The sequence below is a fragment of the Jannaschia sp. R86511 genome, from assembly GCF_042466345.1.
Lineage (GTDB): Bacteria > Actinomycetota > Actinomycetes > Actinomycetales > JBBAYJ01 > Aquipuribacter.
In genome coordinates, this window is sequence record NZ_JAXHCD010000001.1 from 3,362,126 (window position 1) to 3,382,552 (window position 20,427).

The 20,427-nt window shown below is 72.4% G+C and carries 21 protein-coding genes and 1 riboswitch; of the genes, 1 reads left to right on the forward strand and 20 read right to left on the reverse strand.

Annotated features, from left to right (window positions below):
* The first annotated feature begins 36 nt into the window (after positions 1–36).
* Positions 37–528 (forward strand): helix-turn-helix domain-containing protein, encoded by a 492-nt coding sequence (locus tag SJY06_RS15700; protein WP_340290635.1) that lies wholly within the window; start codon positions 37–39, stop codon positions 526–528.
* Between the two features lie 48 nt (positions 529–576).
* On the opposite strand, the gene nusB is transcribed toward SJY06_RS15700, so the two are convergent.
* The 20 genes from nusB to SJY06_RS15800 form a co-directional block, all read right to left on the reverse strand.
* A complete protein-coding gene (gene nusB / locus SJY06_RS15705; protein WP_380169720.1) occupies positions 577–987 on the reverse strand; it encodes a transcription antitermination factor NusB in 411 nt (136 codons plus the stop codon).
* Positions 984–1,544, reverse strand: a complete 561-nt coding sequence (efp, locus tag SJY06_RS15710) for an elongation factor P (protein WP_380168477.1) — start codon at positions 1,542–1,544, stop codon at positions 984–986. Before efp ends, nusB begins: the two co-directional genes overlap by 4 nt.
* A complete protein-coding gene (locus SJY06_RS15715) occupies positions 1,450–2,349 on the reverse strand; it encodes an EAL domain-containing protein (protein ID WP_380168478.1) in 900 nt (299 codons plus the stop codon). The genes efp and SJY06_RS15715 overlap by 95 nt, the downstream gene beginning before the upstream one ends.
* A 111-nt stretch (positions 2,350–2,460) precedes the next feature.
* Positions 2,461–2,910 (reverse strand): type II 3-dehydroquinate dehydratase, encoded by a 450-nt coding sequence (gene aroQ, locus SJY06_RS15720; RefSeq protein ID WP_380168479.1) that lies wholly within the window; start codon positions 2,908–2,910, stop codon positions 2,461–2,463.
* Positions 2,907–3,989, reverse strand: a complete 1,083-nt coding sequence (gene aroB, locus SJY06_RS15725) for a 3-dehydroquinate synthase (protein ID WP_380168480.1) — start codon at positions 3,987–3,989, stop codon at positions 2,907–2,909. The genes aroQ and aroB overlap by 4 nt, the downstream gene beginning before the upstream one ends.
* On the reverse strand, positions 3,986–4,549 hold the full coding sequence (locus tag SJY06_RS15730; protein ID WP_380168481.1) for a shikimate kinase: 564 nt from the start codon (positions 4,547–4,549) through the stop codon (positions 3,986–3,988). Before SJY06_RS15730 ends, aroB begins: the two co-directional genes overlap by 4 nt.
* Positions 4,550–4,559: 10 nt before the next feature.
* Complete coding sequence (aroC, locus tag SJY06_RS15735; protein WP_380168482.1) at positions 4,560–5,741, reverse strand: chorismate synthase; 1,182 nt, start codon at positions 5,739–5,741, stop codon at positions 4,560–4,562.
* Between the two features lie 90 nt (positions 5,742–5,831).
* A complete protein-coding gene (locus tag SJY06_RS15740; protein WP_380168483.1) occupies positions 5,832–6,764 on the reverse strand; it encodes a hypothetical protein in 933 nt (310 codons plus the stop codon).
* 13 nt (positions 6,765–6,777) lie between these two features.
* Positions 6,778–7,530, reverse strand: coding sequence for a hypothetical protein (locus SJY06_RS15745; protein ID WP_380168484.1), 753 nt, complete (start codon positions 7,528–7,530; stop codon positions 6,778–6,780).
* A gap of 1 nt (position 7,531) precedes the next feature.
* Positions 7,532–8,221: a PilN domain-containing protein gene (locus SJY06_RS15750; RefSeq protein WP_380168485.1), complete on the reverse strand. Its 690-nt coding sequence runs from the start codon at positions 8,219–8,221 to the stop codon at positions 7,532–7,534.
* A complete protein-coding gene (gene pilM, locus SJY06_RS15755) occupies positions 8,218–9,267 on the reverse strand; it encodes a type IV pilus assembly protein PilM (protein ID WP_380168486.1) in 1,050 nt (349 codons plus the stop codon). Before pilM ends, SJY06_RS15750 begins: the two co-directional genes overlap by 4 nt.
* A gap of 213 nt (positions 9,268–9,480) precedes the next feature.
* On the reverse strand, positions 9,481–10,317 hold the full coding sequence (locus SJY06_RS15760; RefSeq protein WP_380168487.1) for a prepilin peptidase: 837 nt from the start codon (positions 10,315–10,317) through the stop codon (positions 9,481–9,483).
* A 78-nt stretch (positions 10,318–10,395) separates the two neighbouring features.
* Entirely contained in the window at positions 10,396–12,036 is a 1,641-nt protein-coding gene (locus SJY06_RS15765) for a ricin-type beta-trefoil lectin domain protein (RefSeq protein ID WP_380168488.1), read from the reverse strand.
* Positions 12,037–12,059: 23 nt separating this feature from the next.
* Positions 12,060–12,704 (reverse strand): type II secretion system protein J, encoded by a 645-nt coding sequence (locus SJY06_RS15770; RefSeq protein ID WP_380168489.1) that lies wholly within the window; start codon positions 12,702–12,704, stop codon positions 12,060–12,062.
* A complete protein-coding gene (locus SJY06_RS15775; RefSeq protein ID WP_380168490.1) occupies positions 12,698–14,710 on the reverse strand; it encodes an Ig-like domain-containing protein in 2,013 nt (670 codons plus the stop codon). Before SJY06_RS15775 ends, SJY06_RS15770 begins: the two co-directional genes overlap by 7 nt.
* Positions 14,711–14,745: 35 nt before the next feature.
* Entirely contained in the window at positions 14,746–15,141 is a 396-nt protein-coding gene (locus SJY06_RS15780; RefSeq protein WP_380168491.1) for a type IV pilin protein, read from the reverse strand.
* Positions 15,142–15,220: 79 nt separating this feature from the next.
* Positions 15,221–15,643 carry a type IV pilin protein gene (locus tag SJY06_RS15785; RefSeq protein WP_380168492.1) on the reverse strand — a complete coding sequence of 141 codons (423 nt, stop codon included), beginning with the start codon at positions 15,641–15,643 and terminating at the stop codon, positions 15,221–15,223.
* 70 nt (positions 15,644–15,713) lie between these two features.
* Positions 15,714–15,789: riboswitch (cyclic di-GMP riboswitch) on the reverse strand.
* A 185-nt stretch (positions 15,790–15,974) separates the two neighbouring features.
* Positions 15,975–17,195: a type II secretion system F family protein gene (locus SJY06_RS15790; protein ID WP_380168493.1), complete on the reverse strand. Its 1,221-nt coding sequence runs from the start codon at positions 17,193–17,195 to the stop codon at positions 15,975–15,977.
* A 29-nt stretch (positions 17,196–17,224) separates the two neighbouring features.
* Complete coding sequence (locus SJY06_RS15795; protein ID WP_380168494.1) at positions 17,225–18,652, reverse strand: type IV pilus twitching motility protein PilT; 1,428 nt, start codon at positions 18,650–18,652, stop codon at positions 17,225–17,227.
* 106 nt (positions 18,653–18,758) lie between these two features.
* A complete protein-coding gene (locus tag SJY06_RS15800; protein ID WP_380168495.1) occupies positions 18,759–20,426 on the reverse strand; it encodes a GspE/PulE family protein in 1,668 nt (555 codons plus the stop codon).
* Position 20,427: the final 1 nt, after the last annotated feature.

Genomic DNA, 20,427 nt, shown 5'->3' on the forward strand with positions numbered 1-20,427 from the left:
TTGACCCCCGGCGTCACTCTCCGTGATATTGAGCAAGTGGCAACCGACTACGCACGTGCCCTCGGCTCGCGACTGCGCGCGATCCGCACCCAGCAGGGTCTGTCCCTCCACGGCGTGGAGGAGAAGTCCCAGGGCCGGTGGAAGGCCGTCGTGGTGGGCTCCTACGAGCGCGGCGACCGAGCCGTCACCGTGCAGCGCCTGGCGGAGCTCGCCGACTTCTACGGCGTGCCCGTGCAGGCCCTGCTGCCCGACGGCGCCCCCGCCGGCTCCGGCGAGCCGCCGCCGCGCCTCGTGCTGGACCTCGAGCGGCTGATGAACGTGCCCGCCGAGAAGGCCGGCCCGCTCGCCCGCTACGCCCAGACCATCCAGTCCCAGCGCGGCGACTACAACGGCAAGATCCTGTCGATCCGCGCCGACGACCTGCGCTCCCTGGCCGTCATCTACGACCTGGCCCCCGCCGCCCTGGTCGACCAGCTGATCAGCTGGCAGGTCCTGGACGCCGACGCCCGCCGCGCCGTCCTGGACTGAGGACCGACCTCGTGCCGGGCCGCGCACGCGGCCCGGCACGTGCGCGCCTCAGACCTCGAGGGTGGCCTTGAGGCTGCGCAGCCGGGCCAGCAGGCCGTTGACGAACGCGGGCGACTCGTCGGTCGACAGCTCGCCGGCCAGGGTCACGGCCTCGTTGATGACGACGTCGTCGGGCACGTCGTCGTTGTGCACCAGCTCCCAGGTGGCGATCCGCAGGATGATGCGGTCCACGGCGGGCATCCGGTCCAGGGTCCAGCCGTGGGCGTAGGTCGACAGCGCCTCGTCGATCCGTTCGGCGTGGGCCACCACCCCCTCGACGAGGGTGACGGCGTACTCCGGGACGGGCGGCTCGCCGCCGGCGATCCGGGTGGCGAGCAGGCCGATCGGGTCCAGGCGCCGCTGCTCGGCCTCGAACAGGACGTCGAGGGCCCGCTTGCGCGCCTTGTGCCGCGCGCTCAGCTGACGCGCCCGAGGTAGTCCCCGGAACGGGTGTCGACCTTGACCTTGGTGCCGGACTCCAGGAACAGCGGGACCTGGATCTCGCGGCCGGTCTCCAGGGTGGCGGGCTTGGTGCCGCCGGTGGACCGGTCGCCCTGCAGGCCGGGGTCGGTGTGGCTGATGACGAGCTCGACCGAGGCCGGGAGCTCGATGTACAGCACGGTGCCCTCGTGCACGGCGACCGTGGCCACCTGCTGCTCGAGCAGGAACCCGGCCGCCTCGCCCGCCGTGACCCGCGGCACGTAGACCTGGTCGAAGGTGCTCTGGTCCATGAACACGAAGTCGTCGCCGTCGGCGTACAGGTACTGCATGTCCCGCTTGTCCACCGTCGCGGTCTCGACCTTGACGCCGGCGTTGAAGGTCTTGTCGACCACCTTGCCGGACAGGACGTTCTTGAGCTTGGTGCGGACGAAGGCCGGACCCTTACCGGGCTTCACGTGCTGGAACTCCACCACCGACCAGAGGTTCCCGTCGATGTTGAGCACCAGGCCGTTCTTGAGGTCGTTGGTCGTCGCCATGGTGGGTGATCCTATCGGTCGCCGGCTGCAGCACCGGCCGCCCGAACAGCCACCCCTGGCCCCGCTCGCAGCCCAGGTCGAGCAGCAGCTCGGCCTCCGACGTCCGCTCCACGCCCTCCGCCGTGACGGCCGCGCCCGTGCTGCGGGCCAGGTCGACGACGCGCGCCACGGCCGCCAGCCGGTGCGGGGCGGAGTCAACGCCGCTGACCAGGGAGCGGTCGACCTTGACGAACGCGGGCTCGAGCATGCGCACGTGCTGCAGGCTGGTGGCCCCGGACCCCAGGTCGTCCAGCGCCACCTGCACCCCGGCCCGGCGCAGCTGGAGCAGCTCGTCGCGCACCAGCTCCAGGTCGTCCAGCGTCAGCTGCTCGGACAGCTCCAGGAGCAGCCGGTCACCGGCCACCCCGAAGTCCCTCAGCGTCCGCAGCACCTGCTCCACGAAGCCGCGCTGCAGCAGCGTGCTGCGCGAGACGTTGACGCTGGTCGGCACCACGAAGGGCGAGGCGGCCAGGCGCCGGCAGGCGCTGCGCAGCACGAACCCGTCCAGGGCCGGCATGGCGCCGACCGTCTCGGCCAGGTGGAGGAAGTCGCCGGGCAGCAGCAGGCCGAGGCGGGGGTGGGCCCAGCGCACCAGCGACTCGGTGCCGGACAGCCGGCCGTCGGCCAGCGACACGATGGGCTGCTGGGCGATCGCGAGCCGGTCGTGGCGCAGCGCGCCCAGCAGCTCCGTGGTGGTGGCGGCCGGGCCCGACCGGGTGGGGGCGGGGCCCTGGGCACGCCCGCGCTGCCTGCTCCCCAACCCCATGACGGGCAGCCTGTCGCAGCCGTGCGCCGATGGGAACGGTTGGGCGGCGACCCGGTCCGAAGGTCGCGGCCCGCCTCCGCCGATCGGGGGATGCCGCCCGGTGCCGCCCGGTCAGCCGTGCCGGGCGGCGACGGCCCGCAGGGCCAGGGCGTAGCCCTCGGTACCGAACCCGGCCACGACCCCCGTGGCGACCGGGCTGACGACGCTGTGGCGCCGGAAGGCCTCCCGGGCGTGGGGGTTGCTGATGTGCACCTCGACCAGCGTGAGGCCGGCCCCGCCGACCAGGGCGGCCGCGTCGCGCAGGGCGTAGGAGTAGTGGGTGAAGGCGGCCGGGTTGATCACCACGTGGCGGCCGGTGTCCACGGCCTCGTGCAGCCAGCGGACCAGGTCGGCCTCGTCGTCGCTCTGCCGCACCTCGGCCGCCAGCCCCAGCTCGGCGGCGGTGCGCTCCACGAGCGCGACCAGGTCCGCATGGGTGGCGTGGCCGTAGACCTCGGGCTCCCGGGTGCCCAGGCGTTGCAGGTTGGGCCCGTTGAGCACCAGCACGCGGGGGCCGCTCACGAGTCGCTGACCTCGACGTAGGCCGCCTGCAGCAGCGACGGGTCGGGGCCCTCGAGCCGGGTGGGCCGGCCCGAGCCGTCGAGCACGACGAAGCGCAGCAGGTCGCCGCGGTTCTTCTTGTCCTTGCGCATCGCGTCGTACAGCGCCGACCAGCGGTCGCCGCGGTAGACGATGGGCAGGCCCAGCCGGGTCAGGATGGTGCGGTGCCGGTCGACGACCCGCTCGGGCAGGTGACCGGCCAGACGGCCCAGCTCCGCGGCGTAGACCATGCCGACGCTGACCGCGGCGCCGTGGCGCCAGGAGTAGCGCTCGACCAGCTCGATGGCGTGACCGAAGGTGTGCCCGTAGTTGAGCACCTCCCGCAGGCCGGACTCCTTGAGGTCCTCCGACACCACGGCCGCCTTGACGGTGACGGAGCGCTCGATGAGCTCGGCCAGGACGGGCGAGTCCCAGCGGACGGCCTCCTCGGGCTGGGTCTCCAGCACGGTGAGGATGTCCGGGTCGGCGATGAACCCGCACTTGACGACCTCCGCCAGCCCGGCCCGCAGGTCGAAGTCGGGCAGCGTCTGCAGCGCCGACAGGTCGGCGAGCACGCCCGCCGGCGGGTGGAAGGCCCCGACCAGGTTCTTGCCCTCCGTGGTGTTGATGCCGGTCTTGCCCCCGACGGCGGCGTCGACCATGCCGAGCAGGGTGGTCGGGACGTGGACGACCTTCACGCCGCGCAGCCAGGTGGCCGCGACGAACCCGGCCAGGTCGGTGACCGCTCCCCCGCCGACCCCGACGACCGCGTCGGAGCGGGTGAACCCTGCCTGACCGAGGACCTGCCAGCAGAAGGAGGCGACCTGGGCGTTCTTGGCCTCCTCGCCGTCGGGCACCTCGGCGGTGACGGCCTCGTAGCCCAGCGCCGCGAGGTCCTCTCGCACGGCGTCGCCCGTGCTGCGCAAGGCCCGCGGGTGCACGACCAGGACGCGCCGCACGTCGGTGCCGAGCAGCGCGGGCAGCCGGTCCAGCAGCCGGTGGCCGATGACGACGTCGTAGGGCTGGGCGCCCTCGACCCGGACGACCGTCGCCGCGCTCACGCCGGGCTCCCGGCCGGACGAAGGTCGGTGAACGCGGTGAGCACCTGCGCCGCCACGCCGTCCGGGTCCAGCTCGGTGGTCATGACCACGAGGGTGGCGACCTCGGTGTAGACGGGGCGCCGCTCGTCCATCAGCCGCAGCCAGGTCGCGCGGGGGGCGTCCAGCAGCAGCGGGCGCGGGGCGTCCATGCCGATCCGCTTGGTCGCGGCGGCCAGGCCGACGTCGAGGAACACCACGCGCTGGTCGTGCAGCAGCTCACGGGTGGCGGGGTCCATCGGCGCTCCCCCGCCCAGGGCCAGGACACCGCGGTGCTCGGCCAGGGCCGTGGCGACGGCCGTTCGTTCCAGCTCGCGAAACGCGGGCTCGCCCCGGTCGTAGAAGATCTCGGGCACGGTGGCCCCGGCGGTGCGCTCGACGTCGGCGTCGGTGTCGCGGGCCTGCACGCCCAGCCGGGCGGCCAGGGCGCGGGCGACGCTGGTCTTGCCGGAGCCGGGCGGGCCGACGAGCACGACCAGCGGTGCGTCCACCCCCGGGGTCGGGGCGGTGGCGGGTGCAGTCATCAGGTCCTCGTCATCGGATGGTGAGGGTGTCCAGGTAGGCGCGGACGTTGCGGGCGGTCTCGCCGACGCTGTCCCCGCCGAACTTCTCCAGCAGCGCCTCCGCCAGGACGAGGGCCACGGCGGCCTCGGCCACCACGCCGGACGCCGGCACCGCGCAGACGTCGGAGCGCTGGTTGATGGCCTGCGCGGCCTCGCCCGTGGACACGTCGACGGTGTCCAGCGCCCGCGGCACCGTGCTGATCGGCTTCATCGCGGCGCGCACGCGCAGCACGTCACCGGTGCTCATGCCGCCCTCGGTGCCACCGGCCCGGCCGGTCCGGCGCCGCAGCCGGCCGTCGCCACCGGTCTCGATCTCGTCGTGGGCCACCGAGCCGCGGCGGCGGGCCGTGGTGAACCCGTCGCCGATCTCGACGCCCTTCATGGCCTGGATGCTCATGACGGCGCCGGCCAGGCGGCCGTCGAGCCGGCGGTCGGCGTGCACGTGGCTGCCCAGACCCGGCGGCAGGCCGTAGGCCAGCACCTCGACCACCCCGCCCAGGGTGTCGCCGTCGCGGCGGGCCTGGTCGATCTCCTCGACCATGGCCGCGCTGGTGGCCACGTCGTGGCAGCGCACCGGGTCGGCGTCGAGCGCGTCGACGTCCTCGGGCGCGGGCAGCGGCGTGCCCTCCGGCACCGCCACCGACCCGATGGCCACGGTGTGGCTGAGCAGGCGGACGCCCGCGGCCTGCCGCAGCAGGGCCGCCGCGATCGTGCCGAGCGCCACGCGGGCCGCCGTCTCGCGCGCGCTGGCGCGCTCCAGCACCGGACGGGCGTCGTCGAAGGCGTACTTCTGCATGCCCACCAGGTCGGCGTGGCCGGGCCGGGGCCGGGTCAGCGGGGCGTTGCGGGCCTGGCCGGCCAGCTCGGCGGCGTCGACCGGGTCCGGGCTCATGACGGTCTGCCACTTGGGCCACTCGGTGTTGGCCACCTGCACCGCGAGCGGCCCGCCCATGGTCACCCCGTGGCGCAGCCCGCCCAGGAAGCTGACCTGGTCCTGCTCGAACTTCATCCGGGCGCCGCGGCCGTGACCGAGTCGGCGACGGGCCAGGACGGCGGCGACGTCGTCGGAGGTGACCTGCACCCCGGCGGGCACCCCCTCGACGACGCCGACGAGGGCGGGGCCGTGGCTCTCCCCGGCGGTGATCCAGCGCATGGTCCTCATCGTGTCAGACGCACCGGACGCCGCTGCGTGGTGGCCGTCGCTCGGACGGCCACCGCGCAGGCGGGGCGGGCGGGGTGGGGCTCAGGAGAGCTGGAAGCTGAGGCTGGCCCCGGTCGACACGGTGTAGGTGGTGGAGCCGACCTGCAGGGTGACGGTCTCGGGCGTGGCCTCGCCGTCGTAGGACAGGTACCGGACCGTGATCTCGAAGCCGCCGCTCGTGGTCGCGATGGTGGTCGAGTCGGTGACGTCGGTCTCGGGGTCCAGGTCGACAGTGCGCTCCTCGCCGTTGACCAGCAGGGTCAGGGTCAGGGCCTCGGCGTCGTCCTCGTCCACCTCGAACACGTTGACGAAGACGACGCTGTCGATCTCGTCGGCCAGCTTCTCGGCCTCCTCGAGCAGGTCCGCGTAGCGCTCCTGCACGTCGGCGAGCTCGTTCTCCAGGGCGGAGTCGTCGCCGGCGACCTCGAGCCGCGTCTGCAGGTCGGCGATCTCGGCCTCCAGCTGGGCGACGCGCTCCTCCGAGGCCCGGAGGGCGTCCAGCGCCTCGGTGTCGACGGGCTGGGTCACCACGATCCCGCCGCCACCACCCGTGCTGCCGCCGCCGGGGCTGACGGGCGTGACGTCGGTGACCGGGGTGACGTCGACGTCGACCGACCCGCCGTCCGCGGCCTCCTCGTCCTCGCCCTCCTCGCTCGAGCTGGCGTTGTCCACCAAGGGGACGAAGATGTTGCGGCTCCGGACGGCCGAGACCGGCAGCGGCTCGACGACCTCGGCCGCGGACGGCTCCGGGCTGGGCTCCACGGCCGCGGGGGCGGGGGGCGCCGCGACGGGCACGTCGTCCTCGCCGCCGGGCGCCAGGACCAGGGCCGCGGCCCCGCCCAGCACGCCGAGGGCGACGACGCCGGCGGTGACGACGATGGCGACGGTGCGGCCGCGGCCCTGCACGACGGGCTCGGGCTCGGGGGCGGGCGTGGGTGCGCTCGGCTGGCCGAACGTCGACGGGGTGGTGGTCATGTCTGTCTCCTGCTCAGTCGGTCGCGGGGACCGGGGCGTCGATGGAGTCCACGCTGTCGGGGTCGACGAAGACGAAGACGCGGGCGGTGATGGACGTGGTGACGGTGCCGGGGTCCACGTCCTCCTCGTCGATGGCGGTGATGGTCAGCCCGTCCACCAGGACCGCACGCGAGATGTCCGCCTGCAGCGCCTTGAGGAACAGGTTGGTCTCGAAGAAGCCGCCCCGGGTGTCGATGGTGATCGGCACGGCGGCCAGCACGGCGCCGGCGGGCGCACCCTCGACGACGGTGACCCCGGCCGCGGCGTCGGCCGGCTCCGCCGAGGCCTCGGTCGACGGCTCCGCGCTCGGCTCGGCACTCGCCTCCGCCCCGGCCTCGGCGCCCTCGTCGGTCACCTCGGTGACCGCGTTGGGGTCGACCACGGCGCTCACGGCGCCCGTCGTGATGCTGCTCAGGACGATGTCGACGTCGTCGGCCGACTCGTTGACGGCGCGGATCAGACCGGCGAGCGCGGGCTCGTCGGGCAGCGCCTGCCGGATGGCGGCCAGCTCGGCCTGCCGGGTCGGCAGGTCGGCGTACTCCTGACGCAGCTGCTCGATGCGGACCTCGAGCTGGGCGTTGGACTGCTCGGCCGCGACCGTCTGCTCACGGGTGTCGGCGGCCTCGGCGCGCTCCGGCTCGATGGCCAGGAACCAGGCCCCGGCCGAGAGGGCCACGCACAGCCCGAGCGTCCCGAGGGACCACGCGGACGTCTTGGTCAGAGCCATGTCACTGCCCTTCCTGGGCGTAGCGGTCGGAGAAGGCGCCGGGGGCGACCTTCGAGGTCGCCGTGAAGTCGACCCACGGGTCCTCGCCGGTGTCGTCGTCCAGCGTCGCGTCGGTGAAGAAGACGTAGTCGAGGTCCTTGATCCCGTCCATGGCGTCCAGCCAGGTCGCCACGTCCGGGTAGGACAGGGCGCGGCCGGTGGTCGAGACCTCGGCGACGGTGTCCTGCGGGGCCAGCGGGTCGGCCGTCAAGGAACCGGGCGCGACCGTGGCGGCGGTGATGGTCTGGAACCAGACGGTGTCCGGCGCGCTCTGCCCGATCTGCGACAGGTACCGGTACCACTCGACGTCGGAGGCCATGGCCGTGGCCAGGGCGCTCTCGGCGCGGCCCACGCTGGCCAGGATGGCCGGCACCTGCGCGAACTGGGCGGCCTCGGCCTGCAGCTCGACGGTGCGGGCCTGCTCGGCGGCGAGCTCCTCCTGCGCGGCGGCGGCGTCGGCCGCGGCCAGGTACCAGCCGGCGCCGAGCCCGGCCGAGACCGCGACCAGACCGACGACCATCCAGCCACGGGCCCTGGCGAAGCGACGACGCTCGGCGATCTCCGGCGGCATCAGGTCGACGCGCGCGACCGGGTACTCCCCGGTCAGCGGGACGACGGTCTCGCGGCTGGTCTCCTGCTGCTGCGTGCTCATCGGTTGGCTCCCATGGCGAGGCCGACGGGCACGGCCGCCAGCGGTTGCACGAGCGCGAGCTGCGCGTCGTCGAGGCCGGTCCGCCCCAGCCGCATGGTCTGCATGGGGTTGCCCTGCACCACGGGGATGCGGACGCCCTGCTCGAGGCGGGCCGCGAAGCCCCGCAGCGTGGAGCCGCCGCCGGACAGCACCACCCGCTCGGGCGGCGTGCCGGCGAAGGAGGACCGGAAGTAGTCCAGCGAGCCGCGGATCTCGTCGACCAGCGCCTGGGCGGAGCCGTCGATGGTGCGCACGGCGTTGGGGCTGACCCCGGGGCCGGCGTCCAGGCCGGTGCTCTGCTTGATGCCCTCGGCCTCGGCCAGCGAGGTGCCGAGCCGCTCGGCCAGGGCGTCGGTCAGGTCGTTGCCGCCCATCAGCAGGATGCGGACGAAGTGGGGGACGCCGGCGGTGTGCACGACGATGTTGGTGACCCGGGCGCCGACGTCGACCAGGACCTCGGTCCGGGTGTCGTCCAGGCCGCGGGCGCCCAGCGAGCGCAGCACGGCGAAGCTGGTCAGGTCCACCGAGGTGGGTCGCAGGCCGGCGCGCTCGACGCAGCGCACGTTGCCCAGGACGCTCTCGCGGACGGCGGCGACCAGCAGGCCCCGCAGCATCCGGCCGCGCGGGCCGTGCACCTCCTCCAGGGGGTGGAAGTCCAGCACCGCGTCGTTGACGGGCATGGGCAGCTGGTCGGCCACCTGCAGCGGCAGGCTCTTGCGCAGCTCCGCCGGCGGCAGCCAGGCCACCTCGACGGTGCGGACGACGACGCGCTGGTTGGCGATGCCGAGCACCACGTCCTTGCGCGAGAACTTGGTGGCGGCCCACAGCTCCCGGATCGCCTCGGCGACGGCGACGGGTTCGACGACCTCGCCGTCCCTGACCGACCCGGGCGGCACGGCCACCTGGCCGAACTTCTCCAGCGTCACCCCGTGACGTCCGAACGACAGCTCGGCGGCGCGTACGCCTGACGTCCCGATGTCGAGACCGATGGCGCTTCGTGCGGCCACGGCGCGTCTCCTTCACCTCTGCGACGGGGCCGACGCATCGACCCCCGGGCGGCGGTCCTCCCGCTTCCCAGGGCAGACATCGGCCGTGCCGGGGGGCGCTTGAGCGGCGACGTGCCGGTCGGTGGCCCCCGGGCGCCACGGTCACCCGTCCGGGTCATCCCCGGCTGCCGCACCGGGTCACGCCCGGACGCAGCGGGTGGGTCGGCAGGTGGGTCAGCGCAGACCGGCGGTGCGCAGGTACGCGTCCGCGATGCCGCCGCCGAAGCCGATCGCGAGCCAGGCCCCGACGATCATGTACGGGCCGAACGGGATCATCGTCTTGCGGTTGCCCAGGCGCAGGGCGATGAGCGCGATGCCCACCACGCCGCCCAGCAGGAAGCCGAGGAACGTGCCCACCACCAGGTGGGCCCAGCCGTACCAGGCCAGGGCCGTGCCCAGCACGCCGGCGAGCTTCACGTCGCCGAAGCCCATGCCGCCCTTGTAGAGCAGCGCCAGCAGGTAGAAGAACGCGAAGCTCGCCACCGCCCCGATGGCCGCGCGACCCAGCGCCCACCAGTCCCCCGTCGCCGCTGACGCGATGGCCAGCAGGACGAGCATGACCGGGTAGCTCGGCAGGACGATCGCGTCCGGCAGCCGCCTGACGTCGACGTCGATGAGCGACAGGGCGATGCTGACCGCGGCCAGGTACAGCAGGGCGGGCAGCACCCACGGGGTCGGTCCGGTGGTCAGCACGGCCGCCACGACTCCGGCGAACGCGAGCGCCGTCGCCAGCTCGACCAGCGGGTAGCGCGGGCTGATGGGCTCGCCGCAGTCGCGGCACCGGCCACGCAGCAGCAGCCACGACAACACCGGCACGTTGTCCCGGGCCCGGATCGCCGCGCCGCAGCCCGGGCAGGCGCTGGGCGGCGAGACGACGGACTCCCCGCGCGGCACCCGGTGGATGACCACGTTGAGGAACGAGCCGATGATCGCCCCGAACGCGCCCGCGGCGACGACCGCCAGCACCAGCAGGGGCAGGTCGGGACCGGCGACGTCGACCACTGCGTTCACCGGCCCATCCCAGCACGGGGGCGCGGCCGCCGGGTGGCGGCCGCGCCGTGGTGCCCCGGCCGGGGCCGGACGACCGGCTCAGGAGCCGGGGAGCTCACGGGTGTCACGGGTGACGGAGGGGGCGGCGTTGGGCGGGGCGTTCCACTTCTGCCGGCCGCTGCCGTCGCAGGTCTCGGCGATGATGCTCGACCACTGGTGGATCGAGGTGTCCGGGGCCCCGGTGTTGGGCGGGCCGACCGACATGCACCGGTTGTTGGTGTCGACGATGGTGTAGGAACCGGAGTAGTCCGAGACCTTGCGGTTGACGGTCCACTTCTGGTTGTTGGGGATGGTGCCGGTGGCGCAGGGCTTCATGAGCACGAAGCCGCCGTTGCTGGCCGGGGACTGCACGCAGTACTTGGCCCCGCCGGCGTCCACCGCCTGCTGGTAGCTGCGGTTGCTCGACGTCGTCCGGGTGTACAGCTGCTTGGTGGCGTCGTCCCACAGCAGCGTCTCGTTCCAGCCGACCGCCGAGACCGGGTCCTGCTTGCAGGGGAACGCGATCATGGACTGGTAGTTGACGTTCCAGTTGCTGATGTCGAAGCAGCGGCCGAACTCGAAGAAGTTGACCCACTGGAACGGCGTGTTGACGAAGTTGCCCTCGATGTCGCCGACCGAGCCGGCGCCGACGCGGGCCTCCGGGCGCCAGGTGGAGCGGCGGTTGTAGCCGGCGCCGCAGGAGCCCGTGGTGGCGTTGACGAACGACCCGGCCGTGTTGTCGGTCGCCACGATCAAGCAGTGCCGGCTGGTGGTGTCACCGGCCAGGCGGCCCTGGAACTGGGCGCCGTCGTTGTAGCCCCACTTCTGGTCGAAGCCGTTGCCGCAGGTGCGCAGCTGGACCTGCCGGTCGTTGCCGGTGCCGACCGCCGTCACGCACAGCGAGGTGCCGGTGTAGGAAGGGTCCAGCGTCAGGGCGAGCGCGATCGTGAAGTCCTTGCGCCAGGACCAGAGCTGACGGCCCTGGCCGGGCTGGCACAGCTGCACCGTCAGCCGGGTGTTGACCGCAGGCGCCTCGCTGCCGGCGTCGAAGCACAGGTCACGGCTGGCGGCGTTGCCGTCGTAGTAGGTGTGGATGAGCCCGCCGGCGACGTTGGCGTTGGTCAGCTGGAAGTCGTAGATGGTCTCCAGCCGCCGGTTGCCGTCGGTCTCCTCCCGCTGCGGCACGCCCTCGCCCAGGCCACGGGACTGGATCAGCGCGAACGTGGGGGTCAGGGTGGGGCCGCCGCCGGCCGCGCAGGCCAGTGCGTTGTCCGCCCGCCAGGTCTCGTTGCGTCCGGCCGGGTCCTCGGAGTAGTAGCGGATCTCGACGTCGTAGCTCAGGTCGCCGGGCGAGGCGCCCAGCTCACCGGTCAGGTGGCCGAACTCCTCCCCCGTCACGCAGGGGAGACCGCCCCGGTCGCCGACCAGCTTGGTCGCGTCCAGGGGGTCCGCGGCCGTGGCGGCGCGGATCTGGCCCAGGGCGACGTCGATGCCGGCCTCGGCCGCGTGGACGGTGCGGACGTTCTTCTGACCGAACTGCACGGGCCCGACCTGCGAGATGATGGTGCCCAGCAGCAGCAGGCTGATCGACGTCGCGATCAGCATGGTCAGCAGGACGAACATCATGGCGGCGCCGTCGTCGCTGTCGCGCAGGCCGGCCCCGGTACGGAGCCGGGCCTCCAGCGCGCGGTGGAGACGCACGAGGGCGCTGCTGCGGTGCTGGTTCACGATCGTCCCACTCCCTGGTTCATGCAGACCTCGCTGTCGCTGCGGCCGTCGGCGTCCTGGTCGGCGTTGGTCCCGGTGTCCGGTGTGGTGTTGCGGGCCACGAAGGTCGTGTCCAGCTGCTGCACCGGGGTGGCGGGCTGCTCGACGTCGACCGCGACGGTCAGGCGCTGCCGCACGTAGGTGTCGTCGGCGGGGCGGACCAGCCACGGCGAGCCGGCCCGCGGCACGACGTCCACCGCCAGGGTCGTCCAGCCGGTCAGCCCGAGCGCCCCCTCGGTGTTCCAGCTCCGGACCTGGACCGCTCGGGCGGAGGTGTCCAGCCGGTACTGGGTGCAGAACGGCCTGGCCCCGGCCTCCGTCGAGTCGGTGAAGTACTCGAGGTACCAGTCGCCCCCGGACAGCACCTGGCGGTTGAGCGCCGTGGCGTAGGGCACCTCCTTGTCCAGCCGGTTGTAGAGCCGGTTCAGGTCGGTCATGGCCTCGCCGCTGGCGGTCACCCGCACCGTCGAGCGGCTCATCGCGCTGATCCCCGCCGTGAGGATGACGAGCAGGATCGAGAAGATGAACATCGCGACCATGAGCTCGACCAGGGTGAAGCCCGCGTCGTCGCGCCGGGCGACGCTACGCAGCCGGGTCAGCACGACGTCCCCGGCCGCAGCTGGATGGTGCCGTCGGCCGTACGGCCCAGGCTGTCGGTCACCCGGTAGGTGAACGAGCTGTTGTTCGGGTTCTGGTTGTTCGAGGTGCGGTAGACCACGACTCCGTCGGGTTCGGGCCCGGACCGCAGCGTGTAGCGGTTGTTCGGGGCGGTCCGGATGGTGATGCTGCTGCCGTCCACCCCCGGACCGGTGACCAGGGCGAGCAGGTCGATGCTCACGTTGCGGTTCCTCTGGTTGGGGAAGCAGGCCGTGCCGGAGGCGGCCGTGGGGGCCGGCGGGGCCGGGATCGTGATTGTCACGTTGGCCGAGGAGCTGAGCCCGCCGCTGACGACCTCGTAGACCAGCGAGTCGCTCGTCGCCGTGGTGCTCGGGTCCACCGTGTAGCGGACCTGGCCGTTCACCACGGCCACCGTGCCGTGGGAGGGACCGTTCGTGACGGTCACGGTGCCCGAGGCGAAGGCGGTGTTGTCGTTGCCGCGCACGTTGATGTCGACCGCCGAGCCCCGGACGGCCTGAGCCGTGTCGTCCACGGCGGTGGGAAGCGGCGGGATGGTGATGGTGACCGTCGCCGTCGCCGTCAGCGGTCCGTTGGTCACGCGGTAGACCAGCGAGTCGCTCGTCCCCGGCGTCATCGGCGTGGCCGTGTAGCGCACCTGGCCGTTGACGACCTGGGCCGTGCCGCGGGACGGGGCCGTCACGATGGTGACGGTGGCGGCCGCGAACTCCGGGGAGTCGTTGGACCTCACGTTGAAGTCCACGGGACCGGTCCGCGAGGCGCCGTAGGCGTCGTTGGCAGCCGTGGGCGGGGCGACGGTCACCGTGACCACGGCCTCGGCCGTCTGCCCGCTCAGGTCGGTGATCCGGTAGCGGAACGTCTCGGTCCCCGCGAACAGCGCCGGCGCGGTGTAGCTGATGACGCCGCCGGAGATGCTGATGGCGGCCCCGCTGGCCGGGGCGGTCACGATGCTGACCGCGTTCGTCCCGTGCCACTTCGCGTTGACCGGGCTGAGCACGGTGACGGGGCGGGCCACGCCGCGCGTCCCGGTCAGGGCGAGGTTGGCGGCGGTCGGGACGGGCGGGCGGTTGACGGTGACCGTGACGAAGACCTCCTCGGACACCAGGCCGGAGGAGTCGGTGAGCTTGTAGACGAAGCCGTCGACGCCGTGGTAGTTGGCGTTGGGCGTGTAGGTCATGGTGCCGGTGGCCTGGCTCGCGGACAGCACGCCGTTGGCGGGCTGCTGGGTCACGCCGACCGGGTTGGTGGCGAAGCCGTTGTCGCCCGGGGAGTCGTTGGTCAGCACGTTGAAGCTGGCGCTGACGGTGTTGAACGCGACCGACACGTCGTCGGCGGCCCCGCTGGGCCCCTCGACGTCGGCGCCGGTGTTGAAGATGAAGTCCCCGTCGGCGTTGACGAGCGTGGTGAGCAGGAACTCGCAGTCCCCGCCGCCGCAGGTCTCGGTGCCGCCCCGCTCCCAGCTGACCCGGACCAGCACGCGGTAGGTCAGCACGCCGTCGGCCACGGTCGTGGCGCAGGGCCCCACGGGGACGCCGGTGGTCGGGTTCTGCGCCTGGGTGCAGGTACCGATGTACGTCTCCAGCACGTAGGGCTGGTCGTCCACCGTCTGCTCGCTGCGCAGCGGGACGGCCGGCGTGCCGCTGGGGCTGGTGTCCCAGGCCGGGTCGGTGCCGGCCAGCTCGGCCGGGCCGTCGGCCCACTGGCCCTCGACCGCGGACTGGCTGCGGCCGTCGAGCAGCTTGCTCGCGCCCGGGTCGGTCTCGGTCGGCCGGACCGCGCGGACCAGCTCCATCTGCTGGTCGGACAGCTGCGCGGCCACGTTGGTGCGCGCGAGGTGCGCCGCGCTGGAGGTGCTCCGGATCAGCAGGCCCGCGACGCCGGCCAGGATGATGGCCATGAGCATGACCGCGACCACGGTCTCGATGAGGGTGAACCCCTCGTCGCGGCGGTCTCGCCGGTCGGTGCGCGTCATGTGGTGCTCCAGGTCTCGTCGGTGGCGCGGGCGCGTCAGGTGCAGGGGGCGCCGGGGGCCAGCAGGCCGCCGCCGTCGGAGTCGTAGTGGATGGTGCTGTCGCTGTGCGGGCTGGTCCCGACCAGGCAGTAGGCCTGCTCGTCGGTGAACGCCGGCACGAGGGCCACCTCGTTGTCGCCGCTCAGCTGGGTGGGGGGCGGGACGGCCGCCGCCAGCACCTCGAGGTCACCGGCGTACTCGCCCTCGTCGACGTAGTAGGTCTCCATGATCCGGGCCACCTCCCGCAGGTCGGCGCGGACGCTGGTGTCGAAGGCCGAGGCGCGCTGGTTCAGCAGGACCGGCACGGCGATCGCGGCGAGGATCCCGATGATCACCATGACGACGAGCAGCTCCACGAGGCTGAAGCCCGACTCCCGGCCTGCTCCGTCCATGTCGTGCGCTCCCGGTGGTGGTGGCGAGATGGTGCCGCCTGGCCCCCGACTACCGGGGGCCAGGCGCGGATCAGGTGGATCAGGCGCAGGCGTCGACGAGGCCGCCGGCGTCGCTGTCGTAGGAGACCGTGAGGGCGTCGGAGGGCGAACCGGGGACGCGGGTGAGCTCGATGCAGAAGGCGTCGGCGGTCGCGGTGAGCTCGGCCCGGTTGTTGGCGGACAGGTTGATGTCGTTGCCGTTGAGGTTGGCCGCGGGGACGGTCTCCACCGGGCCGAAGTCGCCGGGGTACTCCTGGTTGTCGACGAAGAACGTCTCGACCTCGTTGGCGACGGTGCGGGCGTCGGACTCCATGGAGGAGACGACGGCGCGCTCGCGCTGGTTGAGGAAGACCGGGATGGCGATGGCCGCGAGGATGCCGATGATGATCATGACGACGAGGAGCTCGATCAGGGTGAAGCCCTGGTCCTTGTCGCGCATGGACTTGTGGATACGAGCGAGCATGTGGGGTGTGTCCCTTCGAGAAGACTGACCGTGAGCTGTGACCGGTCCCTCGCGGCGCGGGTGCGCCGGCCGAGGCAGCTGGGCCGACCCGGACGGGTCCCCTGGCTTTGCGACCCCGCCTCGCGGCGGGAGTGCCTTGTCTGGCCGTGCTCGATGACACCGGGGACATCGGCGTCCGACCGCGTCCCTTGAGCCCTTCGCGACCGCCGTCACCCGGAGGGCGTAGCGGGCACGTCTGCGCTGGTCACGGCACGGTTACGGCCCGGCCGCCCTGTTGGGCGACCGGGCCGTGTGGCACCGTCCTGGATGGCCTGTCCGGCCGCCCCGCGGTCTACTCGATGAGGGTGAACACCGAGAAGATCGGCATGTAGAGCGCGACGATCATGGCGCCGACGATGGCGCCCAGGAACGCGATCATCAACGGCTCGATCAGGCTGGTGAGGGCCTCGGTGGTGGCCTCGACCTCCTGGTCGTAGAACTCGCTGATCTTGTGCAGCATGGTGTCCATGGCGCCGGTGTCCTCGCCGACGGCCAGCATCTGCACCACCATCGACGGGAACACCGGGTGGTTGTTCAGCGGGCCGGCCAGGCTCTCGCCCTGCCGCACGCTCTGCTGCACGTCACGGATGGCGCGGGCCAGCACCATGTTGCCCGTGGTGTCGGCCACGATGTCCAGCGCCTGCAGGATCGGCACGCCGGAGCTGATCATGGTGCCCAGGTTGCGGGCGAACCGGCTCAGGGCGATCTTCTGCACCAGCTGGCCGAACACGGGCATCTTGAGGGACAGCGGGTCCACGACGTTGCGCACCTTCTCCAGGTGCTTGACCCTCCCCCAGACGGCGACCGCGACCACGATGAGCACGGCGATGGGGATGGCGGTCACCTTGAGCGCCGCGGACAGCCAGACCAGCACCTTGGTCGGTGCCGGCAGCTCACCGCCCAGGTCGGCGAACATCGTCGAGAAGATCGGGACGATGAAGAGCAGCATGCCGATCACGGCCAGGATCGCGATGACGAACACCACGACGGGGTAGGTCATCGCCGACTTGACCTTGTTGCGGAGCTTGACCTCGGCCTCGTAGTTCTCGGCGATCTGCAGCAGCACCGCGTCCAGGAACCCGCCGACCTCGCCGGCCCGGATCATGTTGATCATCAGCGGCGGGAAGACCTCCGGGTGCTTGGCCAGCGACGCCGACAGCGACACACCGGTCTCGACCTCGCCGCGGACCTCGCCCAGCGTCCTGGCCAGCTTCTTGTTGTCCGTCTGGTCGGCCAGGATCGTCAGCGCCCGCAGCAGCGACAGCCCCGAGTTGATCATCGTGGCGAACTGCCGCGACATGATCGCGAGGTCCTTGAGCTTGACCCCGTTGCCGAACGGCAGCTCGATGTCCTTGTTCAGCCCGCCGCCGGACTCGCGCACGCTGACCGGGGCGTAGCCCATGGCCTTGAGCTTGGTGACGAGGACGGCCTCGTTCGGGGCGTCGAGCTTGCCCGAGGCCAGCTTGCCCGCGCGGTCGCGGACGCTGTACTCGTAGGTCTTGGTCGCTGCCATCAGGTGGCTCCTCTGCTCCGTCGCCGGGCTCAGCCGCGCCCGGTCAGGCGCTGGTAGTCCTCGACGTGGTGGCACTTCTCGAGCCCGTGCTCCCACGTGATCTGGTTGGTGCGCACGAGCTCGGCCAGGTGCTGGTCGAGGGTGTGCATGCCGTGCTGCGCGCCGGCCTGCATGGCCGAGTAGATCTGGTGCGTCTTGCCCTCGCGGATCAGGTTGCGGATGCCGGGGGTCGCCACCATGACCTCGGTGGCCACGACCCGGCCGCGTCCGTCGGCCTTCTTGCACAGGGTCTGGCAGACCACGCCCTGGATGGCGCCGGCCAGCTGGGTGCGGACCTGCTGCTGCTGGTGGGCCGGGAACACGTCGATGACGCGGTCGATGGTCTGCGCGGCGTCCGCCGTGTGCAGCGTGCCGAACACCAGGTGGCCGGTCTCGGCCGCGGTCAGGGCGACGTGGATGGTCTCCAGGTCGCGCATCTCGCCGACCAGGATGATGTCGGGGTCCTGGCGCAGCACGTGCTTGAGCGCGGCGGCGAAGCTCAGGGTGTCCTCGCCGACCTCGCGCTGGTTGACCAGGCAGCCCTTGTGGTGGTGCAGGAACTCGATCGGGTCCTCGACGGTCATGATGTGGTCCTTGCGCGTGCGGTTCGCGCGGTCGACCACGGCGGCCAGGGTCGTCGACTTGCCGGAGCCCGTAGGCCCGGTCACCAGCACCATCCCGCGCGGCAGGCCCGAGAAGTTGTTGACCACCGGCGGGACGCCGAGCTCCTCCAGGGGCTTGATCTCGAACGGGATCAGCCGGAACGCCGCGCCCAGGGACTCGCGCTGGCGGTAGATGTTGACGCGGTACCGGGCGTGGCCGGGCACCGAGTACGACAGGTCCAGCTCGAGGTTCTCCTCGAACTTCTCGCGCTGCTTCTGGGTGAGGATCGAGTACAGCACCCGCTGCGTGTCGGCCGGGGTGAGCTTGGCGTACTCGTCGAGCTGCACCAGCTCCCCCGACAGCCGCATGGCCGGCGAGGCGTTGGCGGTCAGGTGCAGGTCGGAGCCGCCGCGCTCCTTGAGGTCGATGAGCACGGCGTTGAGCTCGAACTCCTCGTGCGTCGACGCCGGCATCTCGACCTCGACGGGCCCGGCGGGCACGTCGTCGAAGCGCGCGGCCACGGCCGAGAAGTCGCCGTCGATGTCGACGCCGTGCCCCTCGAGCTGGTCGTCGCCGACGTACGCGCCGGAGTCGCGGACGGCGCTGCGGTAGTCGTAGGCCTGCGCCGCGGGCGCGGCCTGCCACTCGTCCTCGCGCGGCAGCACGCCGGGGGTGTACACGGCCGCCGCGGCCGGCGGGACGGGCGGCGCCACGGGGCCGCCGACGTCCTGGTACCCGGCCGCGGGCACGCCCGGGGCCGGGTGCGCGCTGCCGTCGAAGGCGTAGCTGTTCGGCTGGTAGCCCTGCTCGCTCACGTGTCATCCCTGCTGTGCTCAGGCCTGCGTCGGTCGGACCGGGGTCCGGGGGACGGGTGTCCTGGGGGTCCATCGGACGTCCCGGGGGCCGCCTTGAGGCGCGAGGTCACGCGACCACCCGCAGGATCTCGTCGATGGTCGTCACACCCGCGCGGACCTTGGCCATGCCGTCCTGGCGCAACGTGGTCATGCCCTGCTCCCGGGCCACCGCGGCGATCTCGGTGGCCGAGGCGCGGCTGACGGTCAGGCGCTCGATCTCCTCGCTGACCGTCATCACCTCGTGCAGCGCCAGCCGGCCCTTGTAGCCGGTCTTGGCGCACGACGGGCAGCCGACCGGGCGGCGCAGCACGGGCACCGGCTCGTCGTCGGGCAGGCCGAAGCGGACCGCGCGCAGGTCGTCCCGCTCGGGCGTGTACTCCTCGGCGCACTTGCTGCACAGCTTGCGGGCCAGCCGCTGGGCGAGCACGGAGTCCAGCGCCGAGCCGACGAGGAACGGCTCGACGTCCATCTCGGTCAGCCTGGTGATGGCCGACGGGGCGTCGTTGGTGTGCAGCGTGGACAGCACCAGGTGCCCGGTCAGGGCCGCCTCGATCGAGATCTGCGCGGTCTCGTGGTCGCGGATCTCACCCAGCAGCACCACGTCGGGGTCCGAGCGCAGGATCGAGCGCAGCGCGGCCGCGAAGGTCAGACCCGCCTTGGGGTTGACCTGCACCTGGTTGATGCCCGGCAGGCGGTACTCGACCGGGTCCTCCACCGTGATGACGTTGATCTCGGGCTTGGAGACCACGTTGAGGGTGGCGTACAGCGTCGTGGACTTGCCCGACCCGGTGGGGCCGGTGACGAGGATCGCGCCGTACGGCTTGGTGTAGCTCTGCTCGAACCGGTCGAAGTTCTCCTCGCTGAAACCCAGGTCGCGCAGCCCCATCCGGGTGTTGCTGTTGTCCAGGATCCGCATGACGATCTTCTCGCCCCACACCGTGGGCAGCGTCGCCACGCGCAGGTCGATCTTGCGGCCGTTGGCGTTGATCGACAGCCGGCCGTCCTGCGGCTTGCGCCGCTCCGCGATGTCGATGTCACTCATGATCTTGAGCCGGCTGGTGACGCCGGACGCGATCGCCTTGGGCGAGCGCATGATCTCGTGCAGCACGCCGTCGATGCGGTAGCGGATGCGCAGGTTGTCCTCGCCCGGTTCCACGTGGATGTCGCTGGCCCGGTCCTGGATGGCCTGGGTGATGAGCATGTTGACGTACTTGACGATCGGCGCGTCCTCGACGATCTCGCGCACGTGGCTGAGCTCGTCCTCGAGCTCGTCGGCGTCCATCGCGTTGGTGATGTCGTCCATGTCCGCGTCGGCGCGGCAGTACCGGTCGATGGCGGCCAGCAGGTCGTCGCGGGTGGCCACGATGGGCCGCGGCTCGCGCCCGGTGATCTGCCGGACGTCGTCCAGGGCGAACACGTTGCCCGGGTCGGCCATGGCCAGCAGCAACCGGCCCTGCTCGTCGTAGCCGATCGGCAGCACGGTGTGCCGGCGCGCGATGGCCGGGTTGAGGACCGCCACCGCCGTGGCGTCGACCGCGTGGTCGGACAGGTCGACGAAGTCCAGGCCGATCTGGCTGGCCAGGGCCGCGACCAGCTGGGCCTCGGTGATGTGGCCCATCTCGACGAGGATGCGCCCCAGCGGGCGGCCGACGCGTTCGTGCTCCTGCCACGCCTCGTCCAGCTGGGCCGGGTCCACCAGCTGCTCGTCGAGCAGGATGTCGGTGAGCTGCTTCATC

Bases quoted from the DNA above. Each gene is read 5' to 3' on its own strand.
- efp (WP_380168477.1), bottom strand. From the start codon at position 1,544: ATGGCGACGACCAACGACCTCAAGAACGGCCTGGTGCTCAACATCGAC.
- SJY06_RS15715 (WP_380168478.1), bottom strand. From the start codon at position 2,349: ATGGGGTTGGGGAGCAGGCAGCGCGGGCGTGCCCAGGGCCCCGCCCCC.
- SJY06_RS15730 (WP_380168481.1), bottom strand. From the start codon at position 4,549: ATGACTGCACCCGCCACCGCCCCGACCCCGGGGGTGGACGCACCGCTG.
- aroC (WP_380168482.1), bottom strand. From the start codon at position 5,741: ATGCGCTGGATCACCGCCGGGGAGAGCCACGGCCCCGCCCTCGTCGGC.
- SJY06_RS15740 (WP_380168483.1), bottom strand. From the start codon at position 6,764: ATGACCACCACCCCGTCGACGTTCGGCCAGCCGAGCGCACCCACGCCC.
- SJY06_RS15745 (WP_380168484.1), bottom strand. From the start codon at position 7,530: ATGGCTCTGACCAAGACGTCCGCGTGGTCCCTCGGGACGCTCGGGCTG.
- SJY06_RS15750 (WP_380168485.1), bottom strand. From the start codon at position 8,221: ATGAGCACGCAGCAGCAGGAGACCAGCCGCGAGACCGTCGTCCCGCTG.
- SJY06_RS15775 (WP_380168490.1), bottom strand. From the start codon at position 14,710: ATGACGCGCACCGACCGGCGAGACCGCCGCGACGAGGGGTTCACCCTC.
- SJY06_RS15780 (WP_380168491.1), bottom strand. From the start codon at position 15,141: ATGGACGGAGCAGGCCGGGAGTCGGGCTTCAGCCTCGTGGAGCTGCTC.
- SJY06_RS15785 (WP_380168492.1), bottom strand. From the start codon at position 15,643: ATGCTCGCTCGTATCCACAAGTCCATGCGCGACAAGGACCAGGGCTTC.
- SJY06_RS15790 (WP_380168493.1), bottom strand. From the start codon at position 17,195: ATGGCAGCGACCAAGACCTACGAGTACAGCGTCCGCGACCGCGCGGGC.
- SJY06_RS15800 (WP_380168495.1), bottom strand. From the start codon at position 20,426: ATGAAGCAGCTCACCGACATCCTGCTCGACGAGCAGCTGGTGGACCCG.